This window comes from Mesorhizobium sp. WSM4310 (assembly GCF_007003935.1).
Lineage (GTDB): Bacteria > Pseudomonadota > Alphaproteobacteria > Rhizobiales > Rhizobiaceae > Mesorhizobium.
Window position 1 is genome coordinate 136,424 of sequence record NZ_VFTA01000011.1, and the last position, 18,092, is coordinate 154,515.

The window sequence follows — 18,092 nt, forward strand, 5'->3', positions numbered from 1 at the left end:
TCCTGGAATTGCTCTAGAACGCTACTTTGAGGCCGAGCTTGGCGCCGAGCGTTGAACTGTCGGTGGACCACTTTCCCCGCACTTCGCCGTTCAGTGTCGTGGCTTCCGTCATCTTCAGGTTGAAGCCGGTCGACAGCGCGGCCGAAAAGTCGGCGTCATCGAAGTTTACCTTTCTTGTGTCGATTTCCGTGGTGTTCTTCGCCCCAAACCGTTGCTGCAGTTCCAACCGCGCGTAGGGGCTGAAGACCATGGCGTTTTCCAGCTTGAAATCACCATAGATGCCGGGCGCAAACTGCACGGCACCGAAGGAAATCCTGCTCTGGCCAAATTCGTTGCCGCCGCTGTCCGTATACGAATCCCCCTTGAAGGTGACGCCGAGCAGTCCACCGCGAAGGTCGAACCGTGTGCGGTCCCCGAGCCTGAAGATGTGGCCGACCGACCCCGTGACGGCGTAACCTTGCGTATCGTAGCTGCCGGTCGTGTCGAGCACGCCGTTACTCACATCCGTGTTGCCGATAAACGCCGACGCCGACACCAGCGCGTAGTTGTAGTCCTGGCGGAACAGCGCATAGCCGCCGAACATGCCGCTGCGGTTCCTGCCGCCGCCAATGTCGACAAAGCCCTGGAACGGATCGAGCCCGACATCGGTGGAGGCGTAGCCGGCGAAAAGGCCGAGGTTGAGCCCGTATTTGGTATCGAAGCCGAAATGCTTCGCCGCATTGAAATCCAGGCTGATGGCGGCCGAGAAATCGTCGGCGCCGAAAGTCGGGCCGACGCCGCTGAAGCCGCCGTCTGAAACATCGTAGCCATCATGCTCGGTATGCGCGAATTGGCCCGACGCGAACACGCCGAAGGACGGCGAGATCGTGATTCTCGCAGAGCCGTTGGCCAATGCCAGGTCCGCGTCCAGCGCATCCTTGTTGATGCCGTAGAGCGCGTCCACCGCAACGTCCACGATACTGGCGTTGACGGCGCTGTCGGGCGCCGTGGCGATGCCGAAACCGGCGGGCGTTGCCCGGATCAACAGGGAGCCGTCCGGCGCCTCCAGTACGGAATAGGTGAACAAGGCGCCGGGTGTTCCGGGGATGCCGGTTATGGTGAAGGTGCCCGTCACGGGGGCGCCCGTCGACACGATGATCGGAATGTCGGTCTGGCCGGTGAAATTCGGCGCTCCGATCAGATTGACGTTGACGACGTTTGCCCCGGTTGCCGCGAATGCCGCGGCGACCAGATGATCCGCCTGCCCCGTCTGTTGATTTAGATCCAACGCGATTGTCGAGTTGTTGAGCGTGATGCCGCCCAATGTGAGGACATCACCCGCCGTGCCGTTCATCATGTTGATGGTCGCGTTCGTGGCGGTGACCGCGCCGGTCAAGGTAATGTTGCCGGGGGCATAAAGGGTCGAGCCGGGGCCGAGCAGCAGATTGTTGATCTGCTGCATCGTGCCGGGTGCGAAGGCGAGCGTCGCGTTGCTTAACGCGACATTGTCGAAGCCAACGAAATTCTCGGTCTTGCTGCCGCCGGCGGCAAGGTCGACGTCGCTGATTTGGGCATTGGCGCCGATGCCGCTGAAGGTGACGCCGTTGGCGAGGTTCAAGGGATCGATCGCGCCGATATTGTCGATGACCAGCGTGTCTGCGCCGATGCCACTGACATTGCCGGTCACCGTGCCGCCATGCAGTTCGACGTGCTGCCCATTGATGCCGCCATTGACCGCGCCGCCGGTCAGCCCGACCGTCTCGGCGTCGACGTTGCCGTTGATCGTGCCGCCGGATATTGCGATGCTGTCGCCGTCGCCGCCATCGCCGGTGACATTGCCGTTGACGGTGCCGCCGGAAACTGTGACGGCATCGTTTCCGGCGCCGCCGCCGACATTGCCGTTAACCGTGCCACCGCTCATCTGGACGATGTCGGCGCCGTCGCCCAGGTCGATTCCCTTCGGCGCCGCAGCCGTGCCGATCGTGCCGCTCTTGAAGATGATCGTATCGTTTCCAGCGAGAACGGAGACGAAGCCGTTGACCCGGGCGCCGTCGATCGTGACCGTGTCGTTGCCGGCTTCAGCGTCGTTATCGTCTCCCAAAACATCGCCACCCACCATTGCGCCGTTCGTAAGGGATATGACGTCGTTTCCGGCGCCGCCGTTCACGTAGGTGGCAATGCTGCCGCCGCTGATATCCAGCGTATCGGTGCCGTCGCCGCCGCTGACGCCGCCGGCGAGCGTGCCGCCGGTCATGGTGAAGTTGTCGTCGCCGTCTTCGAGACCGACCGAATCGCTTCCTGTCCCGTCGTCGCCCGGATCCACGCCGATATGGGCAGTGCCGGAGATTGTCACCTTGTCGGCCTGGCTACCGGCAAAGATCGAACCGTCGATCGTGCCGCCGCTGACGTCATAGGTGTTGCCGCCTCCTTCGCCCAAAACCGAACCGGTGACGTGACCCGCGCTCATATTGAAAATATCGGAACCGTCGGCGAGGTCGACATCGGCCGGCTCGGCGGTCGTCCCGACGGTGCCGCCATTGATATTGACGGTATCGTTGCCGGCGTTGCCGAATATATTGCCGTCAATGGCAGCGAGGCCGGTGACCGTGACCGTATCGTTGCCGTCGGCGCCGTCCACATTGCCGACAACGGTGCCGCCGTCGACCTCGATGGTGTCGTTTCCGGCGCCGCCGTCCACGCCTGCGACATTGCCGCCGCCGATGCTGACGGTATCGTTGCCATCGCCGCCTGAGATGAGTCCGGTGGTTGGCGCGCTGAATACGGCGGTGCCGCCGGTGATCGCAACGCCAACCGATATCCTGTCCTGGCCCGCGCCACCGTCTACATCGCCGACCGTCGTACGGTCGCCGGTGATGGTTGCGGTGTCGGCCCCGTCCCCAAGCTCGATGTTGAGAATCCTGCCGCTCTCGATTGTGACCGAATCGTCGCCTGCGCCGGTGTCGAGATTGGCCTGGACGTCGGGTGCGAACGGATCCCCCAGGTAATCGCCGTCAGACATCAGAAACCGGTCGTTTCCGCCGAGCAGTTCGATGGTTCCGATCGTGGATTCAAGAGAGGGTGTTACCGGTGTCGTTATCGGTGGAAGACCGCTGACGACCGGCGTCGAATCCGCGCTGTCGGTTATGATGCCGCCGAAAATATTCACGACGTCATCGCCGTTGCCGTCGTAGTCGTGGACGATGACGGTTGACGAACTGTTGTCCAGTCCGGTGTACCCGGTGAACCGGGTCGTGAACACGCCGTCGACGTCCTGAGAGTCTCCCGTCGTCCTGCACTCGACGGTGACCGACTTCGTGTCTATCGTGTTTACGGTTGCAACGCCTGAGCCGGTTGTTGTCGTGGTGCTGTCCGGGGTCGCGGTGCAGGCCGCCGCGTCGGATACCTCGAAGACAAATGCCGCCGTCAGCGCCAGCAGCGAAACGCCGGCCAACTGACAAGCTCTGTTTGATATGCGCATTTCACCCCCGCCTGATGAAAATCGACATCAGTAACAATAGGCCGGTCAAAATCGCATCGGCGACCCGGCGTAAGCGGCGTAAGCGGCGTAACTGTACGCGGTGCGCTGATTTACGGCAATGAGTTGACGCCGCGCCTTCGGCAATTGTCGGGCTATTGTTACCGCGAGGCCACTGCTCAAGACTTGAAGCGACTTTATTGGAGCGTCAACGCTCCGGAATATGATATCTAGAGCAATTCCGGGAAAAGTGCGTAACGGGCTAGGCTCGGCGACTTCGCCCTAGCCTTTACGCCCGAATTGCGTAAAAAAGGCTCTAGAGATCAGAGTAAGCGGCCGAGACGGTCATGTCTCCGGCATGTGCGATCTTGCGGTCATAACAAGCCCATATCTCGCCACCGCATTGCTTGACCCAGCGATGACAGAAGGAAAAATCGGTGGGAAGGTCGACGTCCGGCGTCACGATCTTCGAGAACAGCGTTAGGAAATTCTCGAAACGGGCGGTGTATTTGTTGTTTCTGTAGCGGCCCCGATTTATCGCTTCAGGCAGTTTCTCGATCATCTCTCCTATGCAGTCGCGGGACACCAAAAAAATGCCGGTGCCACATGACTCCACCCGGACAAAGCCGCCCATTTCCTGCCGGGGTTCGATGACGGTTCCAAGGAATTCCAGGCTTTGCGCATAGGCTTTTTCGAAGGGAAGCGCCGAGAGGGCGTGGAGTTTTTGAAGGTCGATTACGCGGCGAGGATATAATGTGCCGACCACAGGCTTGTTCAACTCAAGCATCGCCCCGATGAGTCCGGGCGAGAAGCCCATGTCGCTGTCGATCATCAGGATGTGGCTGCAATCCGGCTTGTTGTAGTAGAAGTTCGTCAGCAGGTAGTTTCGGGAAAACGGAATGTCGGTATATTCAATTTCCGATAGGCTGAACGCGTAGCCGGACAGACTTTTGTGGGTCAGGGTTGCGAACAGGCTGCGGACGAAGATGCTCTTGTAGGCTGCCCCGTAAACCGGCAGCGCAAGGTTGATTTTGCCCGGCATTTTGTCCTCCACCGTTGCTACCCGGATATCGAACCAGGCGCATGTAAATCCCTTTTTCCTATCTTTGAAACGATCCTTGATGTAAAAATCGCGTCCGCAGCGGATTGAGGCGCCTATGGGCGAAGGAGGTGCCGATATGACCTATCAACGCAGCTCTTTTGCACTCCTTGCCGTGCTGCTGCTGATGATGCTGTCCTCTGCCCGCGCGGCCGTGGAAGGCAACGCGGCGCCGCCGCATCACAATCGACTGGCGATCGTCATCGGCAACTCCAGCTACCACAACGACAGGCTTCCACATCTTGCCAATGCCTCGAATGACGCAATCGTCTTATCGGAGACGCTGAAGAGGCTCCACTTCGACGTTGTGACAGGCACGGACCTTTCGTACGCCGGTTTCGACGAGCTGTTTGCCGATGCGGCCGCCAAACTGTCGAAGGCGGATGCGGTTCTGATCTTCTACGCCGGTCACGGCGTGCAGATTCAGGGCGAGAACTATCTGGTGCCGACCGATGCCAATGCCGAAAGTATCGACAAGCTTCAGGCGAGTTCAGTCAAACTCAACGATATCATGACCAAATTTGCCAGCCGCGACCGTCAGACCTTTATTTTCCTCGACGCCTGCCGCAACAACCCGGTAGCTGCCGCCGGCGCACAAAGCGCGGGTTTGGCGCAGGTCGACATTGGCGAAAACAGTTTCATCGCGTTCGCCACCCAGCCGGGCAACATAACCGTGGACGGTGGCGGACAGAACAGCCCGTTCACGACCGCGCTGGTGCACAATATCGAGATTCCGGGACTGAGCGTTTCGGACATGATGATTCGTGTCCGCAACGAAACCGAGGCCCTGACCGTCGGAAGGCAGGTGCCCTGGGATCAGTCGAATCTGCGCGAGCAGTTCTATTTCACCGAGGAGCAGACACTTGATCCGGCGCAATTGAGCGCGAGCCTGTCGCAAATTCTCTCGGATCCGGCTGCCAAGCAGAAGCTCGTACAGGAACTGGCTTCTTACGACCTTCAGACGGCGGTCCTGATCGTTGGCCAGACGCTCCGCTCTGTCGATATCTCCGGCCAGCAGGTCGAGCCCTCGCCTTCCGCGAGCGGGACAAAGGTGGCCAGCCTGTCGCCGCCCAGTAACATTGCCGACGACCGGCAGAATGTCGTGTCGGGGCTGAAAACCCTGATTGTCGGCACCCCGGACGGACAGGGACAAGTGGACAAGGACAACAGCCTTGCGCGCAATGTTCAAACAGAGTTGCGCCGGCTCGGTTGCTATCGGCTCGACGTGGATGGCGACTGGGGCAGCGGCTCAGTACGCGCGTTGACCGATTACTATCGCAATCGCAAGCAGCCAGCGGTGTCGACCGACCCGACATTCGAATTGTTGAGCGACCTCTTCCTGCAATCCGGGCGCGTGTGCAGGCAACCCGTCATCGTCAAGAAAAACAAGGATCCAGCCAGAACGAAACTGGTTTCGGACGAGAGCACGTCTTCAGGAAACCGGTCAAAGGCGCAGTCAGCGAAGAAACCCCGCGCCAGCCGTGCGCCTGCCGCACCGCCTCCCGACATTAGCGGGGGAATTGGCATCGGTGGGGTATTTTAGAACGACAGGCAACCGAGCGGCCGCCACAATGTCGGGACATGGCGACCGTTGGCGATTGCTGCTTTCAATGCCCGAACGCCAGCGCCGGTGCGATCCGGTCGCGGCACAGCCAGCGCGCCAGAAGCAGCGCCGCCACCACCGCCAGCCCCGATGACAGGCCGATCCAGATGCCGACGCCGTGGAAGCCGAAATGGAAGGCGAGCAGCACGCCGAGCGGCAGGCCGACGCCCCAATAGCCGATCGCTGCGTAAATCATCGGCACCTTGGTGTCGTGCAGGCCGCGCAGCATGCCGGCGGCGACCGCCTGCGCGCCGTCGAAGACCTGGAACAGTGCGGCAAACACCAGGAACGACACGGCAAGCGCGATCACCCGGGCATTGGCCGGGTTGGCGAGATCGATGAAGGCGCTGATCAGCAGATGCGGCCACAGCACCATCACCAGCCCCATCAGCGCCATGAACGAGACGCCGATGACGAAGGCGGTCCAGCCGGCACGCGACACGCCTTCCGGATTGCCGGCGCCATGCGCAAGCCCGACGCGCACCGTCACCGCCTGGTTGAGACCGAGCGGCACCATGAAGGAGATCGAGGCGATCTGGATGGCAATGGCATGCGCGGCAAGCGAATCCGCGTCGATCAGGCCCATCAAAAGGGCTGCCGCGTTGAAGATCGTCACCTCGAAGGCGAGGATGCCGGCGATCGGCAGGCCGAGCCGCAGCAGGCCCTTGAAGCGCGGCCAGTCGGACCGCCAGAAGCGGCCGAACAGGCGGTAGCGCCGGAACTTCTTCTCCAGCATCACCACGAGAGCCATGCCCATGAACATCAGCGTGCTGGAGAGCGATGTGGCAAGGCCCGAGCCGGCAATGCCCATGGCCGGGACACCGAGATTGCCGAACATGAACACCCAGTTGAACAGCGCGTTGCAGGCGACGGCGACGAAAACGATGATCAGCGCCCAGCCCGGCCGCTCCAGCGCCGAGATGAACGAGCGCAGCACGATATAGCCGTAGAAAGGCAGCACCGCCCATTCCAGCCAGCGCAGATAGATGCCGGCCTGATGCGCCAGCGCGGGTTCCTGGCCCATGGCCAGCAGGATCGCCTCGCCGTGCCAGAGCACGAGCCAGATCGGGATCGAGATCAGGATCGCCAGCCACAGGCCCTGGCGCACGGTGCGGCGCAGGTCACGCACCGAATAGCGTCGGCGGCCAAGCTCGGTGGCGATCATCGGCGACGTCGCCAGCATCAGGCCGAGGCCGAAGATCAGCGGCATGAAATAGAGGTTGGCGCCGAGCGCGCCGCTGGCCAGCGTGTCCGGCCCGAGCCTGCCCATCATCATGACGTCGGTGGCCGTCATCGCGGTTTGGCCGAGATTGGTCAGCACCATCGGCCAGGCGAGTGCCAGCGTCGCCCTGATTTCCTGACGCCAAAGATTTTCCGGCGCGCGAGCGCCGGCTTCGATCGCAGACATTGTTCCGCTCTTTCAAGGTTGCGGCGCATCGGCATAAGGCCGGAAGCCGCATTGCAAACGGCAAAACCTTCGGTTTCGCGGCGTTTGCGCCGTCTATTGAACGAAATGCGACATGATGGCAAGGGAGGAGGAGCGGGCACCGATTGAGCCAGCGCCATTTCAGGGGGAACCGTCGCCTCGTTTCCCTTGCCGGCCGCTGGCTGTTAGGGATTGCCGTGGAGACCGGCAGCCGGCGAACCGGCCGGGAGGAATGGATGGCGTTCAGGCAGCGAAAGAACACGGCCGCGATTCCGCGCACGGCGCCGGCTTTCGAACACATCGTTACCGAAGCGAGCGACAGTTTCCTGTGGCGGCTGGATGACTATCCCTGGGAACGCAATGTCTGGAACTTCCATCCGGAATACGAAATCCACCTGCTGCGGAAATCCTCCGGCGTGGTCCTGGTCGGCGATCACATCGGCGAATTCGGGCCGGGCTACCTGACCATTGTCGGCGGCGGGCTGCCGCACGACTGGGTAACGGCGGTGCAGTCGGGCGAGCTGATCGAAGGCCGCGACATCGTCCTGCAATTCGATGCGCAGAGGCTGCGCGGCTCGGCAGGCCTGCTGCCGGAACTGCGCGAACTGGAGCCGTTCCTCGAGCGCTCGCTGCGCGGCATGGTCTTTCACGGCCGCACGGCACTGGAAGGCGCCGAACTGATGGAGCGGATGGGAACCGTGCATGGGCTCGCCCGCCTCTGCCTGTTCCTCGAACTGGTCGACCTTCTGGCCAGGACCGACGAATACGAGCTCTTGTCGTCGCCGGATTTCTCGCCGGTTCTCGACGCCGCCTCGCTCGACATCATTCAGCGCACCCTGACCTATCTGTTCCAGCATTTCGCCGAGGATCTGAAGCTGCCCGACGTTGCCGAACGCGCCGGAATGAGCGAGAGCACATTCTCGCGCTTCTTCCAGAAGAACACCGGCAACTCCTTCAGCGACCACCTCGCCAAGCTCCGGCTCTGGCAGGCCTGCAAGCTCCTGGCCGACACCGATGTCGCGATCACCGACATCTGTTTCCAGGTCGGCTACATGAACATCTCCAACTTCAACCGCGCCTTCCTGCGCAAGCACAAGATGACGCCATCCTCCTATCGCAAGCTGTCGCGGCAGCGCCTGACGATGCGCGCATAAGCACAGGCTAAATCAGCGGCTTTCACGCGATCGATACTCATGTGACGGACTTCGTTGCAGAGTACCGGATTTTGCGCTGCACAATGCATAAAAGTACAGGTTTGCTGCAACGGGGCTTCTAGCTTGGCCCGGTTGAACTCCGCATTTTGGCGATGGGTGGCTTGTCGCTCGGGCGATGGTGAGGATCGCGGAGCCCGAGGACTTGCGCTTCCTGCGAATGTTCCTGGAGGAGAAAAATCAATGAAACCAATTCGGCTCGCTGCGGGCTTGGGCGCAGCTTTCATGCTTTCCGCTACCGTATCAACCATCGCGCTGGCGCAGGCGCCGGTCTGCTCGGCGCCGGTCAAGGTGCTGGCGCAGCCGCGCGACGGCCTGACGCTTCTGGAGGATTCCAAGGCCGAGTTCGAGAAGCTTGCCGGCGCCGGCTTCCAGATCGACTATCTGAACGAGAACGACCGCCGGGCGAAATCACGCGCCGATGCGTCCACCGTCGGCAATTACAACGTCTACTATGTCGACGAAGCCAATGTCGCGCTGTTTGCCTCGTCGAAATGGATCGTGCCGCTGACCGATTATTACCCGGCTGACTATGACTATGCCGACTTCGACCCCGGCCGCCAGAAGGTCGCCACCTATGACGGCAAGGTCTGGTTCGCGCCGCTGACCGGCGGCGGCGACCTGATGGTCTACCGCAAGGACGTGCTCGAGGCCGCCGGCATCCAGCCGCCCAAGACGCTGGACGAACTGATCGCCGACGTGCCGAAGCTCACCAACCCGGACAAGGGCATGTATGGCATCGCGTTGCGCGGCGCACGCGGCTCGGGCGCCAATGTCTGGCGCTGGATGCCGTTCTTCAAGGCCTATGGCGGCCAGTGGTTCGATGGCGACAAGCCGGTCTTCAATTCGGACGCCGCCGTCAAGGCGACCGAGACTTACCTCAAGCTGTTCAAGGATTCGGCACCCGGCACGCAGACCGGCAGCTGGGATGAATCGACCGGCGCCTTCCTGTCGGGCCAGGTCGCCATCCTCGTCGAATCGACGCCGCTGTCGGGCATGGCGGTCGATCCGAAGACCTCGCAGGTGGTCGGCAAGATCGGCTTCCTGCCGCCGCCCTCGCCGCTGCCCGGCGGCGGCTACGGCCATGGCCTCGCCATCGCGGCGAAGGCCAATGCCGACGATGCCTCGAAGAAATGCGCCGGCCTGTTCATCGCCTGGGCGACATCGAAGGAAAACGAGAAGCGCCGGCTCGACGCACACCAGTTCGGCGAGCTGAACCGCACCAGCATCCTGGCCAGCAAGGAGTTCGCCGACATCTACGGCGCCGATCTCGGCCAGGCGCTGGCCGAAACCGGCAAGGCCACGGCGGTCAACTTCTGGCAGGATCCGCGCTGGCCCGATCTCGGCGACCGCTGGGGCATCATCCTCGAGGAACTGGTGACGGGCACCCGCACCGACATCAAGGGCGGCCTCAACGAGCTCGATGCCTATGCCACCGAGCTGGCCAAGAAGAAGTAGGGCATCCTCCCGCCCGTGGCGCGCGGTCCGCGGCATTGTCCGCAATGCCAAGGACCTGCGCGCCGCGGGGACTTTGCCCAATGAGGAAATCATGCCGACACGACCGAGACGCAAGCGAGGATAGATGCCCATGGCCCGACGCACGTCGCTCCCTGTCACCTTCGTCGTTCCGACCATCGCTATCCTTCTGGTGCTGTCGATGGTGCCGACGCTCTACGCCATCGTCATCGCCTTGCAGAACCGTGAGCTGAGCACGCCCGATTATTCCTGGGTCTGGCTGTCGAACTTCGTCGACCTGTTCCTCGACCGCCGCTTCCTCAACGCGGTCTGGGTGTCGGTGAAATGGGAGATCGTCACCGTCGTCGCCACCATGGTGGTGGCGATCGGGCTCGGCGTGCTGATGTTCGAGGTCGCCAGCCCACGCCTGCGCAATGTCTACTGCCTGCTCTTCATCATCCCGGTTCTGTTGCCGCGCGTCTCGGCGGCCTTCGTCTGGAAGTTCGCCTATCACCCGCTCTACGGCATCGCCACCTATCCCTACAGGCTCGTCACCGGCGGGCTGATCTTCGACCCGTTGTCGAAGCCGGCGACGGCTTTGTTCGCCGTTGCGTCGGTCGATGTCTGGCAATGGGGGCTGTTCTTCGCCGTCATCGTGCTGAAACTGCTCGAAACCCTGCCGCCGCAGCCGATCGAGGCGGCGCGGCTCGACCATGCCAGACGCTGGCAGATCCACGCCTATGTCACCTTGCCGATGCTGAAGGCGCCATTGATCAGCCTGATGTTCGTCAAGATGATCGAATCGCTGCGCTCCTTCGACCTGATCTATGTCATGACCCGCGGCGGTCCGGGCGTTGCGACCGAGACGCTCGACATGTACGCTTTCTCGCAAGGCTTCATCGAATCCGGCAAGGTTTCATACGCCTCGGCCATGGCCGTGCTGATGATGATCGCCACCGTCATCACCTTCACCATGCTGTGGAAGCGGGTGCAGGCATGAGGCCCGGCAGACTGATCGGCAAGGCCATTTTGGCGCTGGCTGGGTTCCTGGCCGTGTTTCCGCTGCTGTGGACGGCGCTCAATGCGCTCAAGAACAATGTCGACATCATCACCCGCGTGCCGCGCCTGGTGTTCACGCCGACACTTGCCAACATCGGTTATATCATCGGCCGAGACAGCGTGCTGACCGGCCTCTACAACTCGGTCGTCGCCTGCGGGTCGGCCGTGCTGATCGGCGTCGTGCTCGGCCTGCCGGCGGCTTACGCGGTGGCGCGCTATCCCAACCGCTGGGCTGGCGACATTCAGTTCTTCGTCCTGTCGCTGCGCTTCCTGCCGCCGGTGGCGGTGGCCATCCCGCTGATGGTGATCTGGCTGCAGGTTGGCCTCTACGACACTTTGCCGGCGTTGATCATCACCTATTCGCTGCTCACCATCTCGGTGATTATGTGGCTCGCCATCCCGGCCTTCCAGAGCGTGCCGAAGGAGATCGAGGAAGCCGCCTTCGTCGACGGCTACGGCGCCTATTCGGTGTTCTGGCGCATCGCGCTGCCGGTGGCCGCCCGCTCCTTGGCAGGGGCGGTCGCTTTCAGCTTCGTGCTGGTCTGGAACGAATTCCTGATCGCGCTGATGCTGTCGAGCTCCAACGCCAAGACCTTGCCGATCGTCGCGTCCGAACTCTCCCAGCAAGGCATGAACGTGCCATGGGGCATTCTCAACGCCTCGGTCGTGCTCCTGTCGCTGCCGCCGCTGCTGTTCCTCGGCGTGCTCAGCGGCTTCCTGAATTCCGTTTTCCGGCAAAAAAAGACTTGATGTGAGGATTTCCCGATGCGGGCACTGGTGCTTGAGAAAAAAGGCGAACTGTCGCTGCGCGAGATCGCGCTGCCGCTCGATGTCGGACCGGACGACGTCAAGATAGCCATACACACGGTCGGCGTCTGCGGCAGCGACGTGCATTATTACACGCATGGCGCCATCGGCAGCTATGTCGTGCGCGCGCCGATGGTGCTCGGTCACGAAGCCGCGGGGACGGTCGTCGAGACCGGCGCCAATGTCGAGACGTTCAAGGTCGGCGACCGCGTCTGCATGGAGCCGGGCGTGCCGAACCTGTCGTCGCGCGCGACGAAGCTCGGCATCTACAATGTCGACCCCGACGTCAGTTTCTGGGCGACGCCGCCGGTGCATGGCGTGCTGGCGCCCTATGCGGTGCACCCCGCCGCCTTCACCTACAAACTGCCGGACAATGTCTCCTTCGCCGAGGGCGCCATGGTCGAGCCCTTCGCCATCGGCATGCAGGCGGCAAGCCGAGCCCGCATCGTCCCCGGCGATGTCGCCGTCGTCGTCGGCTGCGGCCCGATCGGCATCATGATCGCGCTTGCCGCCCTGGCTGGCGGGTGTTCGAAGGTACTGATTTCCGACTTCTCCGCGCCCAAGCTGAAGATCGCCGCGCAGTACGCCGGCATCGTGCCGGTCAATATCGGCGAGCAGTCGCTGGCCGAGGCGGTCGCGGCGGCGACCGACAAGTGGGGTGCCGATATCGTTTTCGAGGCCAGCGGCAGCCCGAAGGCCTTCGCCGATCTGTTCGATGTCGTGCGGCCGGGCGGCGCGGTGGTGCTGGTCGGCCTGCCGGTGGAACCGGTGGCCCTCAACGTGCCGGCGGCGATCTCGAAGGAGGTGCGCATCGAGACGGTGTTCCGCTACGCCAACATCTTCGACCGCGCCTTGCAGCTGATCGCCTCCGGCAAGGTCGACCTCAAGCCGCTGATCACCGGCACCTATGATTTCGCCGACAGCATCGAGGCGTTCGAGCGCGCTGCCCAGGGCAATCCGGAAGACGTCAAGCTGCAGATCCTGCTCACCGGCGAGAAGGGATGATCATGTCCGCGATCGTTTGCTCCCATGTCGACAAGGCCTATGGCGCCACCACCGTCATCCGCGATCTCAACCTCAGCATTGAAGAGCACGAATTCGTCGTGTTCCTCGGCCCGTCCGGCTGCGGCAAGTCGACCTTGCTGCGCATGCTGGCGGGGCTGGAGGACATCAGCGGCGGCGAGGTCTCGATCGGTGGCAAGGTGGTCAACGGTCTCGATCCAGGCGACCGCGGCATCGCCATGGTGTTCCAGAACTACGCGCTCTATCCGCACATGACGATCTTCGACAACATCGCCTTCGGGCTGCGGCGCCAGAAGGTGCCGGCGGCCGAGATCCGCAAGCGGGTTGACGCGGTGTCGAGGACGCTCGGGCTTGACCCTTACCTCGGCCGCAAGCCGGCCGAGCTTTCCGGCGGCCAGCAGCAGCGCGTCGCCATTGCCCGTGCGATGATCAAGACGCCAAAGGTGTTCCTGTTCGACGAGCCGCTTTCCAATCTCGACGCCAAATTGCGCAACCACATGCGCGTCGAGATCGCGCGCCTGCACCAGTCGCTGAAGACCACCACCGTCTACGTCACCCACGACCAGCTGGAGGCGATGACGCTCGCCGACCGCATCGTGCTGCTGAAAGAGGGTGTCATCGAGCAGATCGGCCCGCCGGCGGAAATCTATCTGCGCCCCGCCAACATGTTCGTGGCCGGCTTCATCGGTACGCCGAACATGAATTTCGTCGAGGTGACGGTCGGCCGCACAGGCAATGGCTGGACGTTGACCGGCGCCGGAACGGTTCTTTCTATCGAGGGCCGGGGTTTCCATCTGCGGCATGGCGACCGCGCCGTGCTCGGCATCCGGCCGCCGGACCTGAAGACGGCCGGCGCCGCCGGCATATTGCAAGGCACGGCCGATCTCATCGAATTCCACGGCAATGATGCGCTGGTGACATTCGGCTCCGGCGGCAAGGAGATCAGCGCGCTGGTCCCGGCACGTGAATGCCCGGCACTGAATGCCCCTGTCCGCTACACATTCGAGGAAGAGGCCATCCATTTGTTCGACGCCACGTCAGGCGCGTCGCTGCGCAAGCAGTAGGCCAAAGGCCTACCGGATGGCGTCGAGCGCCTGGCGCTGGCGGTGCATCTCCAGGAAGATACGGTAGTCGCGATCGAAGCGGGCGCCGGCGGCCGGGTTGGCGGCACGCCTCTTGCCGCCTTGCTGCATGGCAAGACAGGCGGCATTGAGGTCGGGGAAGAGCCCGGCGGCGGTGGCGGCGACCATGCCGGTGCCGAGCAGCACCGCCTCGTCGGCCAGCGGCTCGACCACCGTGCAGCCGGTGGCGTCGGCGTAGAGCTCCATCAGCAGCGGGTTCTTGGTGTGGCCGCCGGTGACATGCAGCGTGTCGATCAGATAGCCGTTCTCGTTCAGCGCCTCCAGCACATGGCGCACGCCGAGCGCGATGCCGACGGCGGTGCGCCAGTAGAGCTTGCACAGGCTGTCGAAGGACGAATCCAGCGTCAGCCCGCTGACGACGCCAACGGCATGCGGGTCGGCGAGCGGCGAGCGGTTGCCGTGAAAATCCGGCAGCACATGCAGGCGTGCGGCGAGGTTCTCGCCCTCGGCGGCGCGCAGTTCGGCGACCCGTTTGGCGATTTTGGCATGCATGGCGGCGTCCGGCTCGCCGCCGGCGCCGTGCCAGCGGATGATGTGGTCGAGCAGCGCGCCCGTGGCCGACTGGCCGCCTTCCGACAGCCACAGCTTCGGCAGCGCCGCGCCGTAATAGGGCCCCCAGACGCCGGCGAAAGGTTGCGGGTCGGGCGACATCGCCATGACGCAGCTCGACGTGCCGGCGATCAGTGCCAGATGCCGGCTGATATCCTGCTCGTCGCCGGCAAAGCCGCCGAGCACGCCAAGCGCGCCGGCATAGGCGTCGATAACCCCGGCGCCGACCCGGCAGCTTTGCGTCAGGCCGAGCTCCGCCGCCGCTTGCGCCGTCAGCGGACCAATGTCGGCGCCGACCGGACTGGCCCGCTCCGGCAGATTGCCGTGCTCAAAAAGGTCGTCGAGGCCGACGATCTCGAAGAAATCGCGCTGCCACGCGGTGCCTTCATGCGCCAGATAGGTCCATTTCGCCGTCAGCGTGCATTGCGAACGAGCGAGCGACCCGGTCGCCTGCCAGGTCAGGAAATCGGCCAGGTCGAATAGATAGCCGGCTTCATTCCACGTATCTGGCAGATTGCGCTTCAGCCACATCAGCTTTGGCGTCGCCATCTCCGGCGACATGACGCCGCCAATATAGTTGAGCACCTCGTGGCTGCTCGCCGTGCATTCATCGGCTTCGGCGATGGCGCGGTGGTCGAGCCAAACGATGGTGTCCCAGCGCTTCTCGCCGGTGGTCGAAACGCTGAGCTGATCGCCTTGCCGGTCGCGCACGACCAGCGAGCAGGTGGCGTCGAAGGAGATGCCGACGATATCTTGCGCGGCGACGCCGGCCTTTTCGCGGGCGGCACGCACGGCGGCGCAGACCGCCGACCAGATATCGCGCGAATCATGCTCGGCATGATCGGGCTTCGGCTGGTTCATGGCGATCGGCCGATCGGTGCGGCCAAGCAAGGTACCACTGGCATCGAGAATGCCCGCGCGAGCGCTCCCGGTGCCGACATCGACCGCGCAAACAAACTGTTTCGTCAAGATGCTCTAACTCTCGCTCCCAGGCCTGCAATCAGATCGGGCAATTGCAGCATGTCAGCGAATATAAAGTCCGGTTCACTCGACGCAAGCCGCGCTTTCAAAGCGGGGTTGCCGGCATGCGCACCGCCGGTGAAGGCAAGGACGCGCATGCCGGCCGCGCGCGCCGCCGCGACGCCGGCCGGACTGTCCTCGATGACGAGGCATTTGCGCGGATGTGCCTGCATGCTGGCGGCGGCGTGCAGGAAAAGGTCGGGCGCCGGCTTTCCCTTGGCGACCATGGCGGCGCTGAACAGATGCGGCTCCATCAACCCGAGCAGACCGGTAACGTCGAGCGCATAGCGGATGCGCTCAAGCGTGCCCGAAGAGGCGACGCAGAACGGCAGGCCGAGCTTCGGCAACATCTCCCTGACGCCGGGGATCGGCTTGAGCTCCTCGCGGAATTTTCGCATCAGGTCGACACGCATGGCGGTCAGATGTTGATCGCTGATCTCCAGGCCGAAGTCGCGGGCAAGGATCTCGCGCACGCTTTTCATGCTCTTGCCGAGGAAGTGCTCGTAGGCAGCGTCCTCGCTGACAGTGCCGCCGGCACGTTCGATCATGCCGAGCAGCGCCGAGACGGAGAGCGCCTCGCTGTCGACCAGAACGCCATCGCAGTCGAAGATGACCAGTTCAGGCGTCATGATGGCTGATGGCTCTCAGAGCTCGCCGGCGATGTAGCGGGTCAGCGTGGCGCGCGCGCCATTCGCCCACAGCACGTTGAGCGCATGGCCGAAGGCCTCGACGAATGCCTTGGCGCGGCCGACATCGCCATAGATGTCCTCCATGGCGAGCCAGGCGGCGGGCGCCTCCTTTGCCGCCTTTGCCGTCGCCTGCAGCCGGTCCCAGCTCGGGTCGTTGGGTTCGATGACGGCGCCGCTGTCTGACGTGCCGAAGCAGTAGCGGCACCACAGCGCCGATTCCAGCGCCAGGCCGGCGACGCCTCTTCCGGCCTTCAAGCGGTCGGCAATGGTCGGGATGATGAATTTCGGCTGACGGTTGGAGCCGTCGAGGCAGAGCCGGCGGATGGTGTCGCCGATCTTGGGGTTGGAGAAGCGCTTCTCGATGAGTTGGTAGTAGTCCTCCAGCACTGTGTCCGGCACCGGCGGCACGGTCGGGATGATCTCGTCATGCTCGAGCTTGTCGAGAAAGCCGCGCACCAGCGGCTCCTGCATCGCCTCATGGACGAAATGGATATCCATCAACCCGGCCGGATAGGCGATCGTGGCATGGCCGCCATTGAGGATGCGGATCTTCATCAATTCGTAGGGGGCGACGTCTTTGACGAACTGCACGCCGACCTTTTCCAGCGGCGGACGGCCATCGGTGAAGCGGTCTTCCAGCACCCATTGCCGGAACGGCTCGCAGAACACCGGCCAGGCGTCCTCGACGCCGAAATCCTTGGCCAGTATGCCGCGCTCCCGGTCGGTGGTGGCCGGCGTGATGCGGTCCACCATGCCGTTTGGAAAGGCGACGTTGCTGCTCACCCAACTGGCCAGATCCTCGTCGATCAGCCGCGCCAGGCCGATGACGCCGTCCGAGGTGACATGGCCATTATGGGGGATGTTGTCGCAGGACATCACCGTAAACGGCACGGTGCCCTCGTCGCGCCGGCGCAGCAGTCCGGCCAGGATGATGCCGAACACGGTTTTCGGCGTCGCGCCCGGCTGCGCGTCGGCGACGATGTCCGGATGGGCCGGGTTGAAGACGCCCGACGCCGGGTCGATGAAATAGCCGCCTTCGGTGATGGTCAGCGAAACGATCTTGATCGCCGGGTCGGCCAGCCGTTCGATGATGCGGGCCGCATCGCCGGGCATCAGGAAGTCGATCATGGCGCCGGTAACGCGGGCGCTCATATGGCCCTCATCCTGCTCGACCACCGTGGTCAGCCAGTCCTGCTCTTCGAGCTTGCCGCGCCCGATCTTCTCGCCCTCGAACACGCCGGCGCCGACCAGCGCCCAGTCATGGCCGACACCTGAATTGAACAGATCGTCGAGATAGACCGCCTGGTGCGAGCGATGGAAATTGCCGACGCCGAAATGCACGATGCCAGCCTTGAGCTTCGAGTGGTCGTATTTCGGAACGGCAACATTGCCGGGCAGGCTGGAGAGGTTTGAAGACGAGAGTTTCACGGTCATCTGTTTTACCCTTTGGCCGGCTTCGGCCTCGTTACTCCGCCCCTCCCGTCCTCTCTGGAGAGGGTAAGGGACGGCAAATGCCTTATGAGGCCGATGGGGGCCTCGGATATCGGCCTCTGCT

At 63.2% G+C, this 18,092-nt stretch carries 13 protein-coding genes; 7 read left to right on the forward strand and 6 right to left on the reverse strand.

Annotation, left to right across the window (positions count from 1 at the left end; all coding sequences use genetic code 11):
- Positions 1-13: 13 nt before the first annotated feature.
- Entirely contained in the window at positions 14-3,430 is a 3,417-nt protein-coding gene (locus FJV80_RS14675) for an autotransporter (RefSeq protein WP_185975211.1), read from the reverse strand.
- A gap of 340 nt (positions 3,431-3,770) precedes the next feature.
- Entirely contained in the window at positions 3,771-4,496 is a 726-nt protein-coding gene (locus FJV80_RS14680; protein ID WP_142876755.1) for a hypothetical protein, read from the reverse strand.
- Positions 4,497-4,632: 136 nt separating this feature from the next.
- Between FJV80_RS14680 and FJV80_RS14685 the strand changes: the two genes are divergently transcribed.
- Entirely contained in the window at positions 4,633-6,096 is a 1,464-nt protein-coding gene (locus FJV80_RS14685; RefSeq protein WP_142876756.1) for a caspase family protein, read from the forward strand.
- Between the two features lie 64 nt (positions 6,097-6,160).
- Here FJV80_RS14685 and FJV80_RS14690 read toward each other — a convergent pair whose 3' ends face one another.
- On the reverse strand, positions 6,161-7,564 hold the full coding sequence (locus FJV80_RS14690) for an MATE family efflux transporter (RefSeq protein WP_142876757.1): 1,404 nt from the start codon (positions 7,562-7,564) through the stop codon (positions 6,161-6,163).
- 254 nt (positions 7,565-7,818) lie between these two features.
- On the opposite strand from FJV80_RS14690, the gene FJV80_RS14695 reads away from it, so the two are divergent.
- The 6 genes from FJV80_RS14695 to ugpC all read left to right on the forward strand — a co-directional run bounded on the left by FJV80_RS14695 (position 7,819) and on the right by ugpC (position 14,201).
- Positions 7,819-8,736, forward strand: a complete 918-nt coding sequence (locus FJV80_RS14695) for an AraC family transcriptional regulator (protein WP_142876758.1) — start codon at positions 7,819-7,821, stop codon at positions 8,734-8,736.
- Positions 8,737-9,018: 282 nt separating this feature from the next.
- A complete protein-coding gene (locus tag FJV80_RS14700; protein ID WP_245318139.1) occupies positions 9,019-10,251 on the forward strand; it encodes an extracellular solute-binding protein in 1,233 nt (410 codons plus the stop codon).
- A 130-nt stretch (positions 10,252-10,381) separates the two neighbouring features.
- Complete coding sequence (locus FJV80_RS14705; protein WP_095773214.1) at positions 10,382-11,248, forward strand: sugar ABC transporter permease; 867 nt, start codon at positions 10,382-10,384, stop codon at positions 11,246-11,248.
- Positions 11,245-12,057 (forward strand): carbohydrate ABC transporter permease, encoded by an 813-nt coding sequence (locus tag FJV80_RS14710; RefSeq protein WP_142876759.1) that lies wholly within the window; start codon positions 11,245-11,247, stop codon positions 12,055-12,057. The genes FJV80_RS14705 and FJV80_RS14710 overlap by 4 nt, the downstream gene beginning before the upstream one ends.
- 15 nt (positions 12,058-12,072) lie before the next feature.
- Positions 12,073-13,119: an NAD(P)-dependent alcohol dehydrogenase gene (locus tag FJV80_RS14715; RefSeq protein ID WP_095793954.1), complete on the forward strand. Its 1,047-nt coding sequence runs from the start codon at positions 12,073-12,075 to the stop codon at positions 13,117-13,119.
- Between the two features lie 2 nt (positions 13,120-13,121).
- Positions 13,122-14,201 (forward strand): sn-glycerol-3-phosphate ABC transporter ATP-binding protein UgpC, encoded by a 1,080-nt coding sequence (gene ugpC, locus FJV80_RS14720; RefSeq protein WP_142876760.1) that lies wholly within the window; start codon positions 13,122-13,124, stop codon positions 14,199-14,201.
- Between the two features lie 9 nt (positions 14,202-14,210).
- Here the strand turns inward: ugpC and FJV80_RS14725 are convergent, their stop codons facing one another.
- From FJV80_RS14725 to FJV80_RS14735, 3 genes are read right to left on the reverse strand one after another with little or no spacing between them, the layout of a single operon-like run.
- Positions 14,211-15,797 (reverse strand): FGGY-family carbohydrate kinase, encoded by a 1,587-nt coding sequence (locus tag FJV80_RS14725; RefSeq protein ID WP_142876761.1) that lies wholly within the window; start codon positions 15,795-15,797, stop codon positions 14,211-14,213.
- Positions 15,794-16,477 (reverse strand): HAD-IA family hydrolase, encoded by a 684-nt coding sequence (locus tag FJV80_RS14730; RefSeq protein WP_095790538.1) that lies wholly within the window; start codon positions 16,475-16,477, stop codon positions 15,794-15,796. Before FJV80_RS14730 ends, FJV80_RS14725 begins: the two co-directional genes overlap by 4 nt.
- A gap of 15 nt (positions 16,478-16,492) precedes the next feature.
- On the reverse strand, positions 16,493-17,971 hold the full coding sequence (locus FJV80_RS14735; RefSeq protein WP_095790537.1) for a mannitol dehydrogenase family protein: 1,479 nt from the start codon (positions 17,969-17,971) through the stop codon (positions 16,493-16,495).
- Positions 17,972-18,092: the final 121 nt, after the last annotated feature.

What these genes read in the sequence shown, in the direction of transcription:
- FJV80_RS14680 (WP_142876755.1), bottom strand. Translation starts at nt 4,496, where the DNA reads ATGCCGGGCAAAATCAACCTTGCGCTGCCGGTTTACGGGGCAGCCTAC.
- FJV80_RS14685 (WP_142876756.1), top strand. Translation starts at nt 4,633, where the DNA reads ATGACCTATCAACGCAGCTCTTTTGCACTCCTTGCCGTGCTGCTGCTG.
- FJV80_RS14690 (WP_142876757.1), bottom strand. Translation starts at nt 7,564, where the DNA reads ATGTCTGCGATCGAAGCCGGCGCTCGCGCGCCGGAAAATCTTTGGCGT.
- FJV80_RS14695 (WP_142876758.1), top strand. Translation starts at nt 7,819, where the DNA reads ATGGCGTTCAGGCAGCGAAAGAACACGGCCGCGATTCCGCGCACGGCG.
- FJV80_RS14700 (WP_245318139.1), top strand. Translation starts at nt 9,019, where the DNA reads ATGCTTTCCGCTACCGTATCAACCATCGCGCTGGCGCAGGCGCCGGTC.
- FJV80_RS14705 (WP_095773214.1), top strand. Translation starts at nt 10,382, where the DNA reads ATGGCCCGACGCACGTCGCTCCCTGTCACCTTCGTCGTTCCGACCATC.
- FJV80_RS14710 (WP_142876759.1), top strand. Translation starts at nt 11,245, where the DNA reads ATGAGGCCCGGCAGACTGATCGGCAAGGCCATTTTGGCGCTGGCTGGG.
- FJV80_RS14715 (WP_095793954.1), top strand. Translation starts at nt 12,073, where the DNA reads ATGCGGGCACTGGTGCTTGAGAAAAAAGGCGAACTGTCGCTGCGCGAG.
- ugpC (WP_142876760.1), top strand. Translation starts at nt 13,122, where the DNA reads ATGTCCGCGATCGTTTGCTCCCATGTCGACAAGGCCTATGGCGCCACC.
- FJV80_RS14730 (WP_095790538.1), bottom strand. Translation starts at nt 16,477, where the DNA reads ATGACGCCTGAACTGGTCATCTTCGACTGCGATGGCGTTCTGGTCGAC.
- FJV80_RS14735 (WP_095790537.1), bottom strand. Translation starts at nt 17,971, where the DNA reads ATGACCGTGAAACTCTCGTCTTCAAACCTCTCCAGCCTGCCCGGCAAT.